The sequence below is a fragment of the Streptomyces lunaelactis genome, assembly GCF_003054555.1.
Classification (GTDB): Bacteria; Actinomycetota; Actinomycetes; order Streptomycetales; family Streptomycetaceae; genus Streptomyces; species Streptomyces lunaelactis.
In genome coordinates this window covers 3,900,671-3,918,730 of record NZ_CP026304.1, presented here as the reverse complement: position 1 = coordinate 3,918,730, position 18,060 = coordinate 3,900,671, and the positions used below count along the sequence as shown (strand labels likewise).

Annotated in this window: 20 protein-coding genes; 11 read left to right on the top strand and 9 right to left on the bottom strand. The window is 69.1% G+C overall.

The window, feature by feature from the left end:
• Positions 1-55 precede the first annotated feature (55 nt).
• Positions 56-985 (top strand): LysR family transcriptional regulator, encoded by a 930-nt coding sequence (locus tag SLUN_RS17715; protein ID WP_108149413.1) that lies wholly within the window; start codon positions 56-58, stop codon positions 983-985.
• Between the two features lie 108 nt (positions 986-1,093).
• Here SLUN_RS17715 and SLUN_RS17710 read toward each other — a convergent pair whose 3' ends face one another.
• The gene (locus tag SLUN_RS17710) at positions 1,094-3,553 is read right to left on the bottom strand and encodes an HAD-IC family P-type ATPase (RefSeq protein WP_108149412.1); all 2,460 of its coding nucleotides are present in this window, start codon (positions 3,551-3,553) and stop codon (positions 1,094-1,096) included.
• A gap of 142 nt (positions 3,554-3,695) precedes the next feature.
• Entirely contained in the window at positions 3,696-4,022 is a 327-nt protein-coding gene (locus SLUN_RS17705; RefSeq protein ID WP_108154806.1) for a DUF2530 domain-containing protein, read from the bottom strand.
• A gap of 176 nt (positions 4,023-4,198) precedes the next feature.
• Here SLUN_RS17705 and SLUN_RS17700 point away from each other — a divergent pair, with 176 nt between their 5' ends.
• Complete coding sequence (locus SLUN_RS17700) at positions 4,199-5,635, top strand: NCS2 family permease (RefSeq protein ID WP_108149411.1); 1,437 nt, start codon at positions 4,199-4,201, stop codon at positions 5,633-5,635.
• Here SLUN_RS17700 and SLUN_RS17695 read toward each other — a convergent pair.
• A complete protein-coding gene (locus tag SLUN_RS17695; protein ID WP_108149410.1) occupies positions 5,628-5,810 on the bottom strand; it encodes a ribbon-helix-helix protein, CopG family in 183 nt (60 codons plus the stop codon). The two genes, SLUN_RS17700 and SLUN_RS17695, sit on opposite strands and share 8 nt — an antisense overlap.
• 132 nt (positions 5,811-5,942) lie before the next feature.
• On the opposite strand from SLUN_RS17695, the gene SLUN_RS17690 reads away from it, so the two are divergent.
• The 3 genes from SLUN_RS17690 to thpR all read left to right on the top strand — a co-directional run bounded on the left by SLUN_RS17690 (position 5,943) and on the right by thpR (position 8,409).
• A complete protein-coding gene (locus tag SLUN_RS17690; RefSeq protein WP_108149409.1) occupies positions 5,943-6,386 on the top strand; it encodes a MarR family winged helix-turn-helix transcriptional regulator in 444 nt (147 codons plus the stop codon).
• A 30-nt stretch (positions 6,387-6,416) separates the two neighbouring features.
• A complete protein-coding gene (locus tag SLUN_RS17685) occupies positions 6,417-7,766 on the top strand; it encodes an MFS transporter (RefSeq protein ID WP_108149408.1) in 1,350 nt (449 codons plus the stop codon).
• Positions 7,767-7,836: 70 nt separating this feature from the next.
• Positions 7,837-8,409, top strand: a complete 573-nt coding sequence (gene thpR, locus SLUN_RS17680; protein WP_108154805.1) for an RNA 2',3'-cyclic phosphodiesterase — start codon at positions 7,837-7,839, stop codon at positions 8,407-8,409.
• 241 nt (positions 8,410-8,650) lie between these two features.
• On the opposite strand, the gene SLUN_RS17675 is transcribed toward thpR, so the two are convergent.
• From SLUN_RS17675 to SLUN_RS17665, 3 genes are all read right to left on the bottom strand, one after another.
• Entirely contained in the window at positions 8,651-9,640 is a 990-nt protein-coding gene (locus SLUN_RS17675) for an aldo/keto reductase (protein ID WP_108149407.1), read from the bottom strand.
• 51 nt (positions 9,641-9,691) lie between these two features.
• The gene (locus tag SLUN_RS17670; RefSeq protein ID WP_108149406.1) at positions 9,692-10,282 is read right to left on the bottom strand and encodes a Uma2 family endonuclease; all 591 of its coding nucleotides are present in this window, start codon (positions 10,280-10,282) and stop codon (positions 9,692-9,694) included.
• Positions 10,283-10,374: 92 nt separating this feature from the next.
• Positions 10,375-10,890, bottom strand: a complete 516-nt coding sequence (locus SLUN_RS17665; RefSeq protein ID WP_108149405.1) for a MarR family winged helix-turn-helix transcriptional regulator — start codon at positions 10,888-10,890, stop codon at positions 10,375-10,377.
• A 25-nt stretch (positions 10,891-10,915) separates the two neighbouring features.
• Here SLUN_RS17665 and SLUN_RS17660 point away from each other — a divergent pair, with 25 nt between their 5' ends.
• The 3 genes from SLUN_RS17660 to SLUN_RS17650 all read left to right on the top strand — a co-directional run bounded on the left by SLUN_RS17660 (position 10,916) and on the right by SLUN_RS17650 (position 12,941).
• Positions 10,916-11,419 (top strand): carboxymuconolactone decarboxylase family protein, encoded by a 504-nt coding sequence (locus SLUN_RS17660; protein ID WP_108149404.1) that lies wholly within the window; start codon positions 10,916-10,918, stop codon positions 11,417-11,419.
• 227 nt (positions 11,420-11,646) lie between these two features.
• Positions 11,647-12,111: a hypothetical protein gene (locus tag SLUN_RS17655; protein ID WP_108149403.1), complete on the top strand. Its 465-nt coding sequence runs from the start codon at positions 11,647-11,649 to the stop codon at positions 12,109-12,111.
• 257 nt (positions 12,112-12,368) lie between these two features.
• A complete protein-coding gene (locus SLUN_RS17650; RefSeq protein WP_108149402.1) occupies positions 12,369-12,941 on the top strand; it encodes a dihydrofolate reductase family protein in 573 nt (190 codons plus the stop codon).
• A 58-nt stretch (positions 12,942-12,999) separates the two neighbouring features.
• Here the strand turns inward: SLUN_RS17650 and SLUN_RS17645 are convergent, their stop codons facing one another.
• Together SLUN_RS17645 and SLUN_RS17640 are read right to left on the bottom strand one after the other, a co-directional pair.
• The gene (locus SLUN_RS17645; protein WP_108149401.1) at positions 13,000-13,440 is read right to left on the bottom strand and encodes a CBS domain-containing protein; all 441 of its coding nucleotides are present in this window, start codon (positions 13,438-13,440) and stop codon (positions 13,000-13,002) included.
• Between the two features lie 125 nt (positions 13,441-13,565).
• Complete coding sequence (locus SLUN_RS17640; protein ID WP_108149400.1) at positions 13,566-14,252, bottom strand: GDSL-type esterase/lipase family protein; 687 nt, start codon at positions 14,250-14,252, stop codon at positions 13,566-13,568.
• 86 nt (positions 14,253-14,338) lie between these two features.
• Here SLUN_RS17640 and SLUN_RS17635 point away from each other — a divergent pair, with 86 nt between their 5' ends.
• Positions 14,339-15,319 carry a hypothetical protein gene (locus SLUN_RS17635; protein ID WP_108154804.1) on the top strand — a complete coding sequence of 327 codons (981 nt, stop codon included), beginning with the start codon at positions 14,339-14,341 and terminating at the stop codon, positions 15,317-15,319.
• A gap of 36 nt (positions 15,320-15,355) precedes the next feature.
• Here the strand turns inward: SLUN_RS17635 and SLUN_RS17630 are convergent, their stop codons facing one another.
• On the bottom strand, positions 15,356-16,114 hold the full coding sequence (locus SLUN_RS17630; RefSeq protein WP_108149399.1) for a TetR/AcrR family transcriptional regulator: 759 nt from the start codon (positions 16,112-16,114) through the stop codon (positions 15,356-15,358).
• Between the two features lie 99 nt (positions 16,115-16,213).
• Between SLUN_RS17630 and SLUN_RS17625 the strand changes: the two genes are divergently transcribed.
• Both SLUN_RS17625 and SLUN_RS17620 read left to right on the top strand, forming a co-directional pair.
• A complete protein-coding gene (locus SLUN_RS17625) occupies positions 16,214-17,179 on the top strand; it encodes an ATP-binding cassette domain-containing protein (RefSeq protein ID WP_108149398.1) in 966 nt (321 codons plus the stop codon).
• Positions 17,176-18,003, top strand: a complete 828-nt coding sequence (locus SLUN_RS17620) for an ABC transporter permease (RefSeq protein WP_108149397.1) — start codon at positions 17,176-17,178, stop codon at positions 18,001-18,003. The genes SLUN_RS17625 and SLUN_RS17620 overlap by 4 nt, the downstream gene beginning before the upstream one ends.
• Positions 18,004-18,060 lie beyond the last annotated feature (57 nt).

Genomic DNA, 18,060 nt, shown 5'->3' with positions numbered 1-18,060 from the left:
CTGAAGCCAAGAACGAGTTTCTCAAGTGAATCTTTAGAATCCCTACACTGAAGACATGGATGAGCGACAGTTGCGGGTCCTGCGTGAACTCGGCGAGCTGGGAAGTGTCACCGCGGTCGCCCAGGCGCTTTTGGTGACGCCTTCGGCGATCTCGCAGCAGCTGCGGCTGTTGCAGCGTTCCATGCCCGTCCCGTTGACCGAACGCGATGGACGGCGCCTGGTACTCACTCCTGCAGGGCAGGCCCTGGCCGGCGCGGCGATCGAGGTGGAGGCCGCCCTGGCCCGAGCGCGACGCACCGTTGACGCGTTCGTCGACGAACCGGAGGGCAGTGTGTCGGTGGCGGCATTCCACAGTGCGGCCGCGGCGTTCCTGCCGCTCCTGCTACGCGGCCTCGCCGGGCCGGGGCGCCCGAAGCTCACTCTCGCCGACGAGGACGTCGCACAGGAAGACTTCCCGCGGCTGACCCGGGACTACGACCTGGTCCTGGCTCACCGCCTCGACCACGCTCCGCCATGGCCCCACACCGTGGCCGTCACCGCGTTGCTGCACGAACCGCTCGACGTCGCCATGCCGGAAGATCACCCACTGGCCGGCAAGCGGCGCCTCACCCCTCACGACGTCGCCGACCAGCCCTGGATCACCGTCCATGACGGCTTCCCGCTGATGGCCACCATCGAGGCCATCGCCGCTGCCGCGAACCGCAGGCTCGACATCCGTCACCGCATCAACGAATTCACGGTGGTCGCCGAGGTGGTCGCCGCCGGCGGGGGACTCGCACTGATGCCACGCTGGACCGCGCGCCCCCACCCCGCGGTGGTCCTCAGGCCGCTCAGCGGCGTCCACGCTCGACGTCATATCGACGCGCTCCATCGCCCGGAGCGCACCGCACGAAGAGCTGTCCGTACTGTCCTCACCCAGCTGCAGCGCGATGCCGCAACGATTCGGAGTGGCGGGCGGCGTCCCCAGGCCGGGGCGCCGACGTGAACCGTGAGACCGGCTGACGACACCTGAATCCGAAGACAGCGAGCAGCACGGTCTCACGTGCGCAAAGACGTCGGTGACGTCCCCGCAGCCCGAGCCCGAGGCGGCCGGCTACGCCGCGAACCTCCGGTCCACCCACCGCCATGCCACCTCCAGCAGTGCCGCCCCCGCCGCCGCGATGGCCACCGCTGCCCAGGGCATCGTCGTGCCCACCAGCTTCAGGGCGAAGAAGTCCTGGAGCCACGGCACGATCAGCACGATCAGGAACGCCCCGCCCATCGTCGCCACCAGGCAGACCCGCCACCACGTGTACGGGCGGGCGATGATCGCCAGGACCCACATCGAGACCAGGAACAGCGTCAGCGTCGCCGCGCTCGTTTCCGCGTCCAGCGCGCCCGGGCCGCTGTAGTGCGAGCGCGCCAGCAGGTACGTGGCGAACGTCGCCGCCGCCGCGATCACGCCCGCCGGGATCGCGTACCGCATCACCCGCCGGACGAAGTGCGGCCTCGCCCGCTCCTTGTTCGGCGCCAGCGCCAGGAAGAACGCCGGGACGCCGATGGTCAGCGTCGACAGCAGCGTCAAGTGGCGCGGCAGGAACGGGTACTCCACCTGACTGCACACCACCAGCACCGCCAGCAGCACCGAGTACACCGTCTTCGTCAGGAACAGCGTCGCCACCCGCGTGATGTTGCCGATGACCCGCCGGCCCTCCGCCACCACCGACGGCAGCGTCGCGAAGCTGTTGTTCAGCAGCACGATCTGCGCCACCGCCCGCGTCGCCTCCGAGCCCGAACCCATCGAGACGCCGATGTCCGCGTCCTTCAGGGCCAGGACATCGTTCACACCGTCCCCGGTCATCGCGACCGTATGACCCCGGGACTGCAGCGCCCCCACCATGTCCCGCTTCTGCTGCGGCGTCACCCGGCCGAAGACCGAGTTGGAGTCCAGCGCCTGCGCCATCTCCTCCTGCTCCGTGGGGAGTTGGCGCGCGTCCACCGTGTTCTGTGCGCCCGGCAGGCCGAGCTTGCCCGCCACCGCGCTCACCGAGACCGCGTTGTCGCCGGAGATGACCTTCGCGGCGACGTTCTGGTCGGCGAAGTACGCGAGCGTGTCCGAGGCGTCGGGCCGCAGCCGCTGCTCCAGTACGACCAGTGCCGTCGGCCGCGCTCCCGCGGCCACGTCCGTCGCGTCCAGGTCCCCCGCCGCCCGCGCCAGCAGCAGCACCCGCAGCCCCTGTTCATTGAGCTGCTCGATCTCGCCCAGCGTCGCGTCCCCCGCCCGGAGCAGCACATCGGGCGCGCCCAGCAGCCACGCGGAGCGGTTGCCGTCGCCCTCGCTGAAGGCCGCCCCGCTGTACTTGCGTGCCGACGAGAACGGCAGCGACTCCGTGCAGCGCCACTCCTCGCTGTCCGGATACGCGTCGATGATCGCCTGCAGCGACGCGTTCGGCCGCCGGTCGGACTCCCCGAGCGCGCCGAGCACCTTCCGTACGTACGTCTCGTCCGCGCCGTCCAGCGCCCGCAGCTCCGTGACGTCCATCCCGCCCTCGGTCAGCGTGCCCGTCTTGTCCAGGCAGACCACGTCCACGCGCGCGAGGCCCTCGATCGCGGGCAACTCCTGCACCAGGCACTGCTTGCGGCCGAGCCGGATGACGCCGATCGCGAAGGCGACCGACGTCAGCAGCACAAGCCCCTCGGGGATCATCGGGACGATGCCGCCGACGGTCCTGGCGACGGAGTCGTTGAAGTTGTTGTCCTTGACGACGAGCTGGCTGATGATGAGCCCGGTCGCGGTCGGGATCATCATCCAGGTCACGTACTTGAGGATCGTGCTGATACCGCTGCGCAGTTCGGAGTGGACGAGCGTGAAGCGGGAGGCCTCTTCGGCGAGCTGCGCCGCGTATGCCTCGCGCCCCACCTTCGTCGCCGTGAACGCCCCGCCGCCGGCGACCACGAACGACCCGGACATCACCGGGTCCCCGGGGTGCTTGACGACCGGGTCGGCCTCGCCCGTGAGCAGTGACTCGTCGATCTCCAGGCTGTCGGCCTCCGCGACCTCGCCGTCCACGACGACCTTGTCGCCCGGGCCGAGTTCGACGAGATCGCCCAGCACGATCTCGGAGGTGGAGATCTCCGCGGCCACGCCGTCCCGCCGTACCGTCGGTCTGGCCTCGCCGATGACCGCGAGGCCGTCGAGGGTCCTCTTGGCGCGCAGCTCCTGGATGATGCCGATGCCGGTGTTGGCGATGATCACAAAGCCGAACAGGCTGTCCTGGATCGGCGCGACGAGGAGCATGATCGCCCACAGCACGCCGATGATCGCGTTGAAGCGGGTGAAGACGTTCGCGCGGATGATCTCGGTCGTGGCGCGGGAGCTGCGTACGGGAACGTCGTTGACCTCGCCGCGGGCGACCCGTTCGGCGACCTCGGCCGTCGTCAGACCGCCCGTCCGGACGGCGACAGCGGACCGTGGTGGCTTCATCGGATGTACGGGGTCGAGCTCGGCGCCCGCGTCGATGCCGGGGCCGTCCGGCTCGGGGCCGTCCGTGTCGATCCTCGCCCGCTGAGTCATGGTTTCGACGGTACGGCCGGACCGGCCGGTTCACCCGGCGAGTGCACCGAAGATCAGACCCCGGGAGGAGGGGGATGGTACCTGGGCACTACGAGCGCGGTACGGGCTTACGTCCGGGCTCCTCCAGCGGCTCCCGCCCGGGTCACTCGCTGTCGTCGCTCGAAGGCGCGACGGCCTCTTGCGCCTCCGCCGCCTCTCGCGTCTCCGCCGCCTCCTGCTCCGCCGCCGTCGCCGCGCGCTTGAGCGCCCTGTCCCGTCCCCGCACGTACCAGATGCCGATCAGTCCGAGCCCGCCACCGGCCAGGCACGTCCATACCCACCACATCAGGTCGCGGTCGTCGAACCAGCTGTAGAAGGGGATCTGGACGAGGAAGAGGACGAACCAGAGGATCGTGCCGCCGGTGATGGTGGCGACAACGGGCCCCTCCAGGGGCTCGGGTGCCTCGTGCTTGGGGGTCCACTTCGCCATGCGCACAGTGTAGGGCGGCCCCCCGACCAGCCGTTCGGGGGCCGGTCGGCCCAAGGGTCTACGCGCGGAGATGGTGATCTCTCCCTTATGTGTTCATACTGAAACGGTTTGCCGATGGCCTGAATTATTCGTGCAAACATCCAAGCCCACCCCCCTGCGTACGACTGAGGTTCCGCATGTCCCCCACGGCCACCGTCTCGGTCGACGCGCAGCCGCCCTCTCCCGGGCAGCCGCACAACCGCCTGGACCGCTACTTCAAGATCTCCGAGCGCCGCTCCACGGTCGCCCGTGAGATCCGCGGCGGATTCGCCACCTTCTTCGCGATGGCGTACATCATCGTGCTCAACCCGATCATCCTCGGCAGTGCGAAGGACATGTACGGGCACCAGCTCGACGGCGGCCAGCTGGTCACCGCCACCGTGCTGACCGCGGCGTTCTCCACCCTCCTCATGGGGGTCATCGGCAATGTCCCGATCGCGCTCGCGGCCGGCCTCGGTGTGAACACCGTCGTCGCCCTCCAGCTCGCACCGCGGATGTCCTGGCCGGACGCGATGGGCATGGTGGTCCTGGCCGGCTTCGTCGTGATGCTGCTGGTCGCCACCGGTCTGCGCGAGCGCGTGCCGCGCAGCCTGCGCAAGGGCATCGCGATCGGAATCGGCCTCTTCATCATGCTGATCGGGCTGGTCGACGCCGGCTTCGTCTCCCGTATCCCGGACGTCGCCCAGACCACCGTCCCGATCCAGCTCGGCACCGGCGGTCACCTCGACGGCTGGCCGGTCCTGGTCTTCGCGCTCGGCGTGCTGCTCACGCTCGCGCTGATCATCCGCAAGGTGCCGGGCGCGATTCTGATCTCGATCGTCGCGATGACGGGCGTCGCGATGATCATCGACGCGGTGGCGACGGTCCCGTCCTGGGGTCTGACGACGCCCGAGTGGCCCGGCAACCCGGTCGCGTCCCCCGACTTCGGCCTGGTCGGCGAGGTCAGCCTGTTCGGCGGCTTCGGGAAGGTCGGCTACCTCACCGGCACCCTGTTCGTCTTCACCGTGCTGCTGTCCTGCTTCTTCGATGCGATGGGCACGATCCTCGGCGTCGGCGACGAGGCCAAGCTGATGGACAGGAACGGCAACTTCCCCGGCATCAACAAGGTCCTGTTCGTCGACGGTATCGCCGTGGCGTCCGGCGGTGCGACCTCGTCCTCCGCGACGACCTGCTTCGTGGAGTCCACCGCGGGCGTCGGCGAGGGCGCCCGTACCGGGCTCGCGTCCGTCGTGACGGGTGCGCTGTTCTCGGTGGCGCTGTTTCTCACGCCGCTCGCCACGATGGTCCCGTCCCAGGCGGCTACGCCCGCCCTGCTGGCGGTCGGCTTCCTGATCCTGGCCGGTTCGGTACGGGACATCGACTGGGACGACTTCACCGTCGCCGTGCCGGCGTTCCTGGCGATGGTGATGATGCCGTTCACCTACTCGATCACCAACGGCATCGGCATCGGCTTCATCGCCTTCAGCGTGCTGCGGCTGGCGGCCGGTCGGGGCCGCGAGGTGCCCATCGCCATGTATGTGGTGTCGGCGGTGTTCGTCTTCTACTACGCGATGCCCGCGCTGGGCCTCACGTAAGGCCGTAGAACTTCTCCGTCTCGTCGACGGCCGCGTTGAAGCGTTCGTCGAAGTCATCGCGGATGAGCGTCCGGACCACATAGTCCTGGACGCTCATTCCGCGTCTGGCGGCATGGTGCCTGAGCCGGTCGAGGAGCTCACCGTCTATGCGGAGGCTGAGCACAGTCGATCCCATGTCGGCCAGGGTCGCCGGACCGTCGCCGTGGGTGCGTCACTTTCCGGATCAGTCTCACTCATATGAGTGATGGATCTATCTGGGCAGTAACGCCCTGGTCTTTAGGCAGGGTAATGAGTTATGCTAACGAACATGCCTGACCTGTCCCATGGCGCGGACATCGACGTCGCCGCCGTGAACTCCCTGCGCTCGGCCGTCATGCGGCTGGGCCGACGCCTGAAGCATCAGCGCGTCGACGAATCGCTGAGCCCCACCGAGATGTCGGTACTCGGCACCCTCGCCCGTTGCGGCCACGCCACCCCCGGTGAGCTGGCCCGCAAGGAGCATGTCCAGCCGCCGTCCATGACCCGGATCGTCGCGCTGCTCGAGGCCAAGGGACTCGTCCGGCTCGAGCCGCACCCCGACGACCGCCGGCAGAAGGTGGTCAGCCAGACCGAGCAGGCCGAGTCCATGCTCGAGGAGAGCCGCCGCAAGCGGAACGCCTGGCTGGCCTCGCTCGCCGAGGGCCTGGACGATGACGACTGGGCCAAGCTGCGCGCAGCCGCCCCCGTCCTGGAGAAGCTCGCGCACCTGTAACCGGAGCACCGCTGAGGAGGCGAACCCCCATTGAGTACGGGATCCGGAGCACACTCCGCCCCCGCACCGACCGCCGACGACGACACCGCACACACGACAACCGGCAAGACGACAATGTTCAGCTCGCTGAAGATCCGTAACTACCGGCTCTTCGCGACGGGACAAGTGGTCTCCAACACCGGTACCTGGATGCAGCGCATCGCCCAGGACTGGCTCGTACTGACCCTGACCGGATCCGCGTCGGCCGTCGGTATCACCATCGCGCTGCAGTTCCTCCCCATGCTTCTCTTCGGCCTGTACGGCGGAGTGCTCGCCGACCGGCTGCCCAAGCGGCAGCTGCTTCTGGCCACCCAGATCGCGATGGGCCTCACCGGCCTGGCGCTCGCCGTGCTCACGCTCACCGGCCATGTCCAGGTGTGGCACGTCTACCTCACCGCCTTCGTCCTCGGCCTCGTCACGGTCGTCGACAACCCGGCACGCCAGTCCTTCGTCGCCGAGATGGTCGGCCCGGACCAGCTGGGCAACGCGGTCAGCCTCAACTCCGCCAACTTCCAGTCCGCGCGCCTCGTCGGCCCCGCCGTCGCCGGTGTGCTGATCACGGCCGTCGGCAGCGGCTTCGCCTTCCTGCTCAACGGTCTGTCCTTCATCGCGCCCATCGCGGGGCTGCTGCTGATGCGCAACAGCGAGCTGTACAAGATCGAGCGCGCGCCGCGCGGAAAGGGTCAGCTGCGGGAAGGGCTGAAGTACGTCGCGGGCCGGCCCGAGCTGATCTGGCCGATCGTCCTCGTCGGCTTCATCGGCACCTTCGGCTTCAACTTCCCGATCTGGCTCTCGGCCTTCGTCGACGACGTCTACCACTCGGGCGCGAGTACCTACGGCCTGCTCAACACCCTGATGGCGGCCGGTTCCCTGGCGGGCGCCCTGCTCGCCGCCCGGCGCGGCACCTCGCGGCTGCGGGTGCTGGTGGGCGCGGCCGTGCTCTTCGGCCTGCTGGAGATCGTGACCGCCTTCGCTCCACAGTTCTGGATCTTCGCGGTGCTGATGGTGCCGATCGGGGTGTTCGGCCTCACGGTCAACGTCACGGCCAACTCCATCCTGCAGATGGCGACCGAACCGGCCATGCGGGGCCGGGTGATGAGCCTGTTCATGATGGTGTTCGTCGGTGGTACGCCGCTGGGCGCGCCGCTCGTGGGCTGGATCACCGACACCTACGGACCGCGGATCGGCTTCGCGGCGGGCGGCGCGGTGGCGCTGGCCGCGGCGATCGGGGTCGGTGTGATGCTCGTCCGGGTGGGCGGGCTGCGGCTCAAGATCGACCTGCGGCCGGGGCGGCGGCATGTCGAGTTCGTACCGAGGGAGCAGCTGGCGACCGCGGCGTAGCCAGGGGTCCGGGTCGGAGCCCCGGGAACAAGCCCGCCGCAGGCGCCCCGCTATGCGCGAGACTCGGATCATGAGACTCTTCGCCGCCGTACTGCCACCCCCCACCGCCGTTGACGAACTCGGCCTCGCCGTCGAACGGTTGACGTCTCTCCCCGGCACGGACCGCCTGCGCTGGACCGGCCGGGACGGCTGGCACTTCACCCTCGCCTTCATGGGCGAGGTCGATGACGGCCTGCTGCCCGAGCTGCACGAGCGGCTCGGGCGGGCCGCCCGCAGGACCGTGCCCTTCGCGCTGCGCATCCACCGCGGCGGGCGGTTCGGACACCGGGCGCTGTGGGCCGGGGCCGCCGGCGGTCTGGAAGAGCTGCGCCTGCTCGCGGAACGCGCGGACGCGGCGGCGCGGCGGGCCGGGGTCACCATGGAGGAGCACCGCCGCTACCAGGCCCACCTGACGCTCGCCCGCAGTCGCGACGACGCCGACATGCGCCCGTTCGTCGAGGCGCTGGACGCCTTCGAGGGCACCCCTTGGGAGGTGGCCGAGCTCGCACTCGTACGCAGCAATCTGCCGGTCAGCGGGGTGGAGGGGGAGCAGCCGCGGTACGAGATCGTCGGCAGCTGGCCGCTGGGGCGCGGGACGGGGTGAACGGGAGGCGTGAATGGGAGGCGTGAACGGGACGGGGTGAAGGCGACTCGAACGCGCGCGTTAACCTCGTTGCGTGAACCCCAAGACCAGAAACCAGATCATGGCCGGCGTGCTTGTGCTGATGTTCGCCATCATCGCCGTGGCGTCGCTCGTCAGGTGATGGCCGGTATCCGGCCGGGCGACGGCGAAGACGGCCGCCGTCGCCCCGGCAGCGGCGACGATGAGTGATCCGCTGCTCGTACTACCAGGCGAAGGCCTCGGGGGACGGCCCCGGCCCCGGGAAGATCTCGTCCAGCGCGGACAGCACCTCGCCGCTCAGCTCCAGCTCGACGGCGCGCAGCGCGGACGCCAGCTGGTCGGCCGTACGCGGCCCGACGATGGGTCCGGTGACTCCGGGCCGGGTGAGCAGCCAGGCCAGCCCGGCCTCGCCGGGCTCCAGGCCGTGCTTGTCGAGCAGATCCTCGTACGCCTGGATCTGCGCGCGGGTCTCTGCGCCGGCGAGGGCTTCCGCAGCCCGCCCTGAAGCACGCCGTCCGCCTTCGGTCTCCTTCTTGATGACTCCGCCGAGCAGTCCGCCCTGCAGCGGCGACCAGGGGATGACTCCGAGGCCGTACTCCTGCGCGGCCGGGATGACCTCCATCTCGGCGCGCCGCTCGGCGAGGTTGTACAGGCACTGCTCGCTGACCAGGCCGTACGAGCCGAGACGGCGGGCGGCCTCATTGGCCTGCGCGATCTTCCAGCCGGCGAAGTTGCTGGACCCCGCGTAAAGGATCTTGCCCTGCTGGATCAGAACGTCGATCGCCTGCCAGATCTCCTCGACGGGTGTGTCCCGGTCGATGTGGTGGAACTGGTAGAGATCGATGTGGTCGGTCCCCAGGCGCTTGAGGCTCGCGTCGACGGCGCGGCGGATGTTGAGCGCGGAGAGCTTGTCGTGGTTGGGCCAGGCTTCGCCCTCGGCGCCCATGTTGGCGTAGAGCTTGGTGGCGAGGACGACCTTGTCACGCCGGTCGCCGCCCTTGGCGAACCAGTTGCCGATGATCTCCTCGGTGCGGCCCTTGTTCTCGCCCCAGCCGTAGACATTGGCGGTGTCGAAAAAGTTAATCCCCGCGCCGAGCGCGGTGTCCATGATGGTGTGGCTGTCGGCCTCGTCGGTAAGAGGCCCGAAGTTCATCGTCCCGAGGACGAGTCGGCTGACCTTGAGTCCGGTGCGTCCGAGCTGTGTGTACTTCATGGACACCAAGCCAAGCTGTTGGAGCGCGCTCGAAGCAAGGGCGGGATGGGGTCAGTCGCGGGGGAACTCGTCGGTGGTGAGGGTGAGGCCGACGGGGGTGGCGGTGAGGTCGATGTCGTCCCCGAAGTAGAGGGTGACTTCACCGTGGTACTTGTCGTCCTTCGGCAGGGTGTGGAGGTGCCACTCGCCGGTGTACGGATCAACGATCAGGTAGGCGGGGACGTCGGCGGTGGCGAAGGTGGCCTTCTTGGGGCCGTAGTCGTTGAGCGCGGTGCCCTTGGAGATCACCTCGGCGACGAATTCGATGTCCTCATAGCGCCAGCGTCCCTTGGCGTCCCTGACGGCACTGTCCGACATGGCCACGACGTCGCAAGCGAAGCCGTTCAGGTGTCCGGGAAAGTCGATCCGCACGTCGGATGCGGTCCGAGTCCTCGGGTACTTGGTGCGCAGCTGCTCGATGATGCCCAACGTGATCTCCCAGTGGGTCTGCCGTTGCGGCGACATGATGATGTTCCCCCCGACGATCTCGGTTTTGTATCCCTCGGGGATGGGCATCTTCTCGATCCACTCGAACATCATGTCCAGAGTGAGTTCGTTGCTCATGTCGGCCATGTCGATCCTGCCGCTCTCTACGACGGTCATCGTGGCGCTCCTCCCCACTGCCGCGTGGTTGCATGGAGTCGCCTCGTACAACGATACGCACGGTGACAACGGCACGCCGTGGCGAGAACTCGTCACGTCCCGCCGAACCACCCCGCCGCGTCGAGTCGCAAGCCATCGGCGGGGACGACCGTACGCAGGGACTCCTCGATCTCCCGCACGCGCCCCGCGCCGAGCGCACCCGCCCACTCCGCCCGCAGCTCGTCGAAGATCGCCGCCGAGCGGGCCAGGGCATCGATGCCGTGCGGTGTGAGGCGTACGAGCTTGCGGCGGGCGTCGGCGGGGTCGTCCGTGCGTTCCGCGTAGCCCAGGGCGACGAGCCGGTCGACCGTCTTGCCGGCCGCCTGCTTGGAGACCCCGAGCCGGCGCCCGACCTCGCTCGCGGTCGCGCCGCCCGCGCCGATCGCCTGCATCGCGAAGCCGTACGCGGGCCGGACATCCGGATGTCCCTGCTCCGCCAGCTCGGCATGGAGCCGGTCGATGAGGGAGCGGAACCCGGCGAAGAGGAGCAGGGGCAGCTCGTAACCAGGCGTGCCATCAAGTGCGTTGCGCTCTTCGACAACCTGGTTTACCTTTTTATCGTCAACCATGTTGTCGATTGTAGGAGACTCTCGCATGTTCACCGAACACACCCTGGAATCGGCCCCGGCCGCGTCGCGTCGCGCCATGGAGTCGACAGTCAGGCATGTGGGCCATCTGCCGCCGGCCGTCGCGAGGCTCGCCTCCTCGCCCCATCTGCTGAACGGCTTTCTCAAGCTCAGCGCGATGTTCGAGCAGGCGACTCTGGATCCGGTCGCCCGCGAGGTGGTCGTGATGACGGTCGCGACGCGCAATGAGTGCCATGTGTGCGTGGCGATGCACGCCGGCAAGCTGCGGGCCCTGGGTGCGCGGGAAGAGCTGATCGCCGCGCTGAGCGAGCGGAAGTCCCTGGATGACGTACGGCTCGAAGCGATACGGCAGTTCACGCTGGAGGTGTTGCGTACCGCCGGGGGCGTGGGCGACGAGGAGCTGCGCGGGTTCCTGGCACACGGTTACACCGAGCAGAACGCGCTGGAGGTGGTCATGGGCATCGGCACGTACACGATGTCGACGCTCGCGAACCGGCTCACCCGCGCGTAAGCCCCCTGACGGCACGTTGCAACCCGGCTGGATTTGGCCGTCGCGCGTCAGAATTCATGGAGGCGTCCCTTGTCTTCTTGAGGTGGACATGACGCAATGACTCTGTTGCTGACTGCCCATCAGTCCTCGGGGCACCCCACACCCGCCCCGGATACCGCGAGCCGCGGTCCGCGTGTGGTAGTTGGTGACCCCAACCCGTAACCCCCACATGAAGGCGGGACCCCCTCATGAAGCATGGCAAACTCTCCGTCGGCGCTGTCCTGTTGGGCGCGCTGGCCACAGGGACACTGGCCATGGCGCCCGTGGCGACCGCGGTCGAGCCGACGACGGCAACGTTGTCGTTCGACTGCGGATCGTTCGGCTCCGGCGAGGCGAGCCTCACGGCCACGCAGGACGGCACGGCGGCGACGATCACCCTTTCGACCTCGGCGATCACCGCCCCCATCCCCATCTCCGCGAACTCGGTCAACTCCACCCTCACCCTGACGAAGAACGGCACCGGCACGGCGACGTTCACCGGCAACTCCAACCCGGCGATCCCGGCGGGCAGCGCGGTCTCCACCGGCCTCCTCAACGGGACGGTCGCCGCGGGCGACAGCCTGGAGGCGAAGTCACTGACGGTCGTGGTCTTCGGCATCACCGCGACCTGCAACGCCACGTCCGCGCAGACTCCCGGCCCGTTCGTGTTCTGACGTACCGAGGGGGCGGCGGCAGGCCGGCTGCGGGAGGCCGCCGCTCCTGCCTCAACACCCCGCGATCGGGCACGTGTGTGGCTCACCGAGGTGATCCGGATGGCCGAGGCCACCGGAAGGGCGGGCGACGACCGATGAGTTTCTCCGTGATCCGCAGTCAGAGATCATGGTTGGGTGCACCGCAGCCACGAGCGTGGTCGAAGCGTGCACCGGCCGAACCCGCTGAGAACCAGACACGAGACACCGAGGAACCTGAGATGCGTACCCTGATCAGCACCGCTTTCATATCGCTCGACGGCGTCGTGGAGTCCCCGGGCGGCGAGCCCGGTTACCGGAACTCGGGGTGGACCTTCAAGGACGTCGAGTTCCTCCCCGAGGCATTCGACATCAAGGGCCAGGAGCAGAAGGAAGCCACCGCGATGCTGATGGGCCGGACCAGCTACGAGGCGTTCAGCCCGGTGTGGCCCGACATGGAGGACTTCGCCGACTACAAAGTGATGCCGAAGTACGTCGTTTCCACCACCCTCGGCGAGGACGACCTGGTGTCGAACTGGGGCGAGACGACGATCCTGCGCTCACTCGACGAGGTCGCCGCGCTGAAGGAGACCGAGGGCGGCCCGATCATCGTCCACGGCAGCGCCTCCCTGAACCAGGCCCTCTCGGACGCCGGCCTGATCGACCGCTACCACCTGCTCGTCTTCCCGCTGCTGCTCGGTGCGGGCAAGCGGCTCTTCAGCGCCACGGACAAGGATGCGCAGAAGCTGAAGCTCGTCGAGCACGAGGTCTACGCCAACGGCCTGCAGAAGAACGTATTCGACATCGTCCGCTGACAAGGCTCCCGCACTCGCCCCGGCGGCAGCCATGGTGCTGCCGCACCACGTCGTCCCGTCAGGCGTCCGCGTACACCCGGGTCGCGAACTCCGCGATCTGCGCGTCCGTGAGGTTCCTCGCGAGGTTGGCCTCCGTGATCATGCCGACGAGTTGGTGGCCGCCCTTCACGTCGATCACCGGCAGCCGCTTGATCTGGTGCTCCTCCATCGTCGCCAGGGCCTCGTCGGCACCCGCGTTCGCGTCGATCCAGTGGAGCCCGCCGGCGAGCGAGCCCGCCTGGACCGTCGCCGGGTCGACGCCCTCGGCGCAGCACAGGACGACGATGTCGCGGTCGGTGATCAGGCCGGTGAGCCGGTTGTTGTCGCCGCAGATGGGCATGCAGCCGACGTTCATGTCGCGCATCATCACCGCCGCATCGCGCAACGACTGGTGTGCGCCGACGCACTGTACGCCCGCGGTCATGATGTCGCCTGCTGTGAGTTGCTCGGTCTTGGCCATGGCTTACTCCCGCGTCCTGGGGACGGCCTCTTCACAGTCATCCTCCTCCGCGCGGTGCGCATCCGCACGAGGGGCCGCAGGGAATTGTGCGTCCGGTGCCGTGCGGTGCGGTGCGGTCGGTCCGGTCAGCGCCCCGGCTGGTACCGCCCGCCCAGCCCCCACGCCTGGTGCATCGCCCCCGCGAACGCCGCCGCCAGCTTGTGCTCCCCGGACGGGCCGGGGTGGGTGCCGTCGTACGTGTCCGCGCCGATGTCGTACGACTCCGGGCGGGACGCCAGCAGCACGGGCGACGATGCCTCGTCCAGGTCGGCGACCGACTTCGCCAGGAGTTCGTTGAAGCGGTCGCACTCCGCCGCGAAGGGCGCGTCCGACCGGGCCCGGATGTTCGGTATGACGGGCAGCAGGACCATCCGGACGCGCGGGTTGGCGGCGCGGGCCTCGGTCATGAACCGGCGGGCGTTCAGGGCGGTTTGGGTGCTGTCCGTGTAGAAGCCGAGGTCTATCAGGCCGAGCGAGACCAGCAGGATGTCGGCCCTCTCCGCGGCGACCGTCTCCCGGATGACCGGGGCCATGTGCAGCCAGCCCTCGCCCCAGCCGGCCAGGTGCCGTCGGGCGCTCGCGGGGAAGGCGGGGTCCGCGTACGCCGACGAGACCGGGGTGTTGGCCACCGTGTCGTACAGCTCGGTCCGCGGGCCGACGATCGTGTACGGGGCGCCGAAGGATGTGCCCAGGTGCTGCCACATCCGGTAGCGCCAGGTGTAGTCGCCGGCACGTCCGATGGTCATGGAGTCGCCGACGAACATAAAACGCATGGGCGCCATCATGGCCGATCAAGCCCCACACCTGCGATGTGAGGCTGGACACGGGCCGTGGCACGGGCCGTGGCACGCTGGGGGGCATGCGTTCGCTTCCGTACGTCACCGGGGCCGCTGCCGCCGTCGCGGCCGTGGTGCTCACCGCCGTCCCCGCCGCCGCCGAGGACTCCGACTCCGGGTTCACGATCAAGGACCCGCGCATCACGGAGTCCAGCGGGCTCGCCGCCAGCCGGGCGCACCCCGGGGTCTACTGGACGCACAACGACCAGGACGAGCCGCGTGTCTTCGCCGTCGATTCCAGGACCGGCGAGACTGTCGCCACGGTCACCCTGAGCGGGGTCGGCAAGCCCCGTGACATGGAGGCCATCTCCGTCGGGCCGGACGGGAACGTGTACGTCGGGGACATCGGCGACAACCTCAACGGCAGCTGGGACCACGTCTGGATCTACCGGTTCCCTGAGCCGAAGGCCCTGGGGAACATCACCGTCCGGGCGACGCAGTTCACGGTGAAGTACGCGGACGGGGCGCGCAACGCCGAGGCGTTGATGGTCGACCCCACGACCGGCCGGGTCTACATCGCGTCGAAGAACGAGGACGGCGGCGGGCTCTACGAGGGCCCCGCCACGCTCTCCGCCGCCAGGACCAATGTCTTCCGGCGGATAGGCGAGGTGCCGTGGGTGACCGACGGGGCCTTCTCGCCGGACGGGAAGGAGCTGGTGCTGCGCTCGTACTTCAGCGCGCGCGGGTATGAGTGGAAGGGCGGCAAGCTCGGGGCCGACCACCGGGTGAGCGCGCCGATTCAGGGGCAGGCCGAGTCGGTGACGTACACGCGGGACGGGAAAGCGCTGATGTTCGGCACGGAGGGGGAGCAGAGCGAGGTCGAGCGGGTCGCGCTCGGCAAGGACTCCGTGTCCGGTGGTGGAGAGCGCAAGTCGCCTTCCGGGACGGGGAGTTCGGCCGCCGGCGGAGGGAGCGACAAGAACACCTTCACCTACGGGCTGATCGGCCTCGCCTTCGCTACGGCACTCGTTCTCGGGGTGAAGCGCCTGCTGCGGCGCGACTGACCGCCCGGCCGGACGCCCTCGGCGGGGCGTGGCGCGTCACCCGGCCGTGCGCTGCTGTACGAGCACATCGAGGCCGTCGATCAGCCGGCGCAGCCCGAACCCGAAGTGGTCGAAGCCGGCGCCGAACGTGTCCTCGGACAGTGCGGCCATCAGCGGATACTCCCCGCTCTCCATGGCCTTCTCCAGGAACGGCTGCTGGCCTCCCCAGAACTCCTCGTCGCTCAGTCCGGTCTCCTGGACCGCCTCGACGGCCTGGATCTCCATCCGGGCGATGCCGGACACGAAGCTCTGCACGCTGATGATCACCGAGATCAGCTCGGGGTCGCTGAGTCCCATGCCCTGCAGACCGGAGAGTGCCAGTTCGAGGCCGCGCAGGGCGCTGGGGCCGAGCACCGTGCGGGCCTGGTTGACCTTGAGCAGCCAGGGGTGGGCGCGGTAGAGGTCGAGATGCCCGCGGGCCAGGGACTCCACGGCCGCTCGCCAGTCCCCGCCGGGCGCCGGCTTCTCGGCGTCGAGCGGCGCGCCCTGGACACGGTCCAGCATCAGGTCGAGGAGTTCGGCCTTGCCGGGGACGTACCGGTACAGGGACATCGTGCCGGTGCCGAGGTCGGTGGAGATGCGGCGCATCGAGACGGCGGCCAGGCCCTCGGCGTCCGCGACCTCGACGGCGGCCGTCACGATCCGGTCGAGGGTGAGGCCCGGCTTGGGCCCGCGGGACGGGCGGTCGCCCGTGCCCCAGAGAAGTTCCAGACTGCGGGAGACGTCGCCGCTGCCGCTCGTTTCGGTCGTCGTCATGGCGTCAGCCTAAGCTGCTGGACAGAAACTGGGTACGGTGTACTCTCCAATGAGTACACCGTACCCAGATAGCGTCGTACGCGGATACCTGGAGGGGCAGTGAGTGATCACGCGGTACTGGCTGAGGCGATCCAGAAGAGGTACGGGGAGAAGCGCGCCCTCGACCGCTTCGACCTCGCCGTGCGCAAGGGCACCGTCCACGGCCTGCTCGGGCCGAACGGTGCGGGGAAGACCACCGCGGTGCGGGTGCTCGCGACGCTGCTGCGGTTCGACGGCGGGCGGGCGGAGGTGGCCGGCATCGATGTGGCGCGCGACCCGCGTCGCGTACGCGGCAGGATCGGGCTCACCGGCCAGTACGCCGCGGTGGACGAGATCTTGACGGGACGTCAGAACCTCGAGATGTTCGGCCGGCTCTTCCATCTCGGCGGGAAGCGAGCAGCGCTGCGGGCCGGTGAACTGCTGGAGCAGTTCGACCTGGTGGACGCGGGGAACAAGGGCGTGGCCGAGTACAGCGGCGGCATGCGACGGCGCCTGGACCTCGCGGCGTCGATGATCCTCGCGCCGGACGTGCTGTTCCTGGACGAACCGACGACCGGTCTCGACCCGCGCGGGCGTGGCGAAGTGTGGGACGCCGTACGGGCGTTGGTGGCGGGCGGCACGACCGTACTGCTGACGACGCAGTACCTGGACGAGGCGGACAAGCTCGCCTCGCACATCACCGTCATCGACCGGGGGCGCGCCATCGCCGACGACACCCCGGACGGGCTGAAGAACAGAGTGGGCGGCGACCGGATCGAGGTCGTGGTCGGCGAGACGTCGGACCTGGCGGTGGCGGTCAAGACGGTCGCGCGGGTCGCGAAGGGCGAACCGGAGACGGTGGAGTCGGAACGCCGGGTGCACGCGGTGGTGACGGACCGGGTCGCCGCACTGACGGAGGTGGCGCGGACTCTGCAGGACGAGGGGATCGGGGTCGAGGACATCGGGCTGCGCAGGCCGAGCCTGGACGACGTGTTCCTGCGCCTGACCGGCCACCGTACGGAGACGACCGAGGAGAAGGCGGCATGAGCGCGGTCGAACTGAAGCCGGCGGGCGCTCCGGAGCGCCGGATCTACTGGACGGTGGTGGACTGCTGGAACGTGGTCCGCCGTGGCCTCACCCACTACCAGCGCCAACCGGTTTACATCGCCTGGCAGTTGGGCTTCCCGATCCTGTCGGTGCTGCTGTACGGCTATGTCTTCGGCGGCGCGATGAAGCAGCCGGGCGACGGCGACTACCGCGACTTCCTGATGCCGGGCATGTTCGTGATGACGATGGCCTTCGGCTTCATGAACACCGCGACCACCGTGGTCAACGACGCCACGAAGGGCGTCATCGACCGCTTCCGCTCCATGCCGATGGCGCCGTCCGCGGTGGTCGCCGGACGCGGGGTCAATGATCTGATCGTGGCCTGCGCGGAGCTGTCCATCCTGGCGGCCACGGCCTTCGCGATGGGCTGGCGCTCGGACGGCGGCGTACTGGGGACGCTCGCCGGCTTCGGGCTGCTGCTGCTCCTGCGGTTCTGCCTGATCTGGGTCGGCGTCTGGCTCGGCCTGCTGGTCCCGAGCCCGGAGGCGGCGGGCGGTCTGTACGCCGTGGTGTTCCCGTTCACCATGATCTCCAGCATCTTCGTGCCGCCGTCGTCGATGCCGGACTGGCTTGGCACGGTGGCCGCCTGGAACCCGATCTCATCGACGGCCGCGGCCACCCGCGAGCTCTTCGGCAACCCGGTGGCGGGCGACGGCAGCTGGATCCAGGAGCACGCGCTGCTGATGGCGGTGGTGTGGCCGCTGGTGATGACGGCGGTGTTCCTGCCGCTGGCGGTACGGCGCTTCCAGCGGCTGAGCCGCTAGGAGGGCGCGCGCCGGCACCCGGCGCATCACACTGGCGATGCTTCGCGGTTGCCTGCC

Excerpts from the sequence above, each read along its gene's own strand:
- SLUN_RS17675 (WP_108149407.1), bottom strand. The coding sequence starts at position 9,640 with ATGAAGTACACACAGCTCGGACGCACCGGACTCAAGGTCAGCCGACTC.
- SLUN_RS17640 (WP_108149400.1), bottom strand. The coding sequence starts at position 14,252 with ATGCGTTTTATGTTCGTCGGCGACTCCATGACCATCGGACGTGCCGGC.
- SLUN_RS17655 (WP_108149403.1), top strand. The coding sequence starts at position 11,647 with ATGAAGCATGGCAAACTCTCCGTCGGCGCTGTCCTGTTGGGCGCGCTG.
- SLUN_RS17645 (WP_108149401.1), bottom strand. The coding sequence starts at position 13,440 with ATGGCCAAGACCGAGCAACTCACAGCAGGCGACATCATGACCGCGGGC.
- SLUN_RS17620 (WP_108149397.1), top strand. The coding sequence starts at position 17,176 with ATGAGCGCGGTCGAACTGAAGCCGGCGGGCGCTCCGGAGCGCCGGATC.
- SLUN_RS17695 (WP_108149410.1), bottom strand. The coding sequence starts at position 5,810 with ATGGGATCGACTGTGCTCAGCCTCCGCATAGACGGTGAGCTCCTCGAC.
- SLUN_RS17660 (WP_108149404.1), top strand. The coding sequence starts at position 10,916 with ATGTTCACCGAACACACCCTGGAATCGGCCCCGGCCGCGTCGCGTCGC.
- SLUN_RS17700 (WP_108149411.1), top strand. The coding sequence starts at position 4,199 with ATGTCCCCCACGGCCACCGTCTCGGTCGACGCGCAGCCGCCCTCTCCC.
- SLUN_RS17710 (WP_108149412.1), bottom strand. The coding sequence starts at position 3,553 with ATGACTCAGCGGGCGAGGATCGACACGGACGGCCCCGAGCCGGACGGC.
- thpR (WP_108154805.1), top strand. The coding sequence starts at position 7,837 with ATGAGACTCTTCGCCGCCGTACTGCCACCCCCCACCGCCGTTGACGAA.
- SLUN_RS17715 (WP_108149413.1), top strand. The coding sequence starts at position 56 with ATGGATGAGCGACAGTTGCGGGTCCTGCGTGAACTCGGCGAGCTGGGA.
- SLUN_RS17650 (WP_108149402.1), top strand. The coding sequence starts at position 12,369 with ATGCGTACCCTGATCAGCACCGCTTTCATATCGCTCGACGGCGTCGTG.
- SLUN_RS17690 (WP_108149409.1), top strand. The coding sequence starts at position 5,943 with ATGCCTGACCTGTCCCATGGCGCGGACATCGACGTCGCCGCCGTGAAC.
- SLUN_RS17705 (WP_108154806.1), bottom strand. The coding sequence starts at position 4,022 with ATGGCGAAGTGGACCCCCAAGCACGAGGCACCCGAGCCCCTGGAGGGG.
- SLUN_RS17630 (WP_108149399.1), bottom strand. The coding sequence starts at position 16,114 with ATGACGACGACCGAAACGAGCGGCAGCGGCGACGTCTCCCGCAGTCTG.
- SLUN_RS17665 (WP_108149405.1), bottom strand. The coding sequence starts at position 10,890 with ATGGTTGACGATAAAAAGGTAAACCAGGTTGTCGAAGAGCGCAACGCA.
- SLUN_RS17635 (WP_108154804.1), top strand. The coding sequence starts at position 14,339 with ATGCGTTCGCTTCCGTACGTCACCGGGGCCGCTGCCGCCGTCGCGGCC.
- SLUN_RS17670 (WP_108149406.1), bottom strand. The coding sequence starts at position 10,282 with ATGACCGTCGTAGAGAGCGGCAGGATCGACATGGCCGACATGAGCAAC.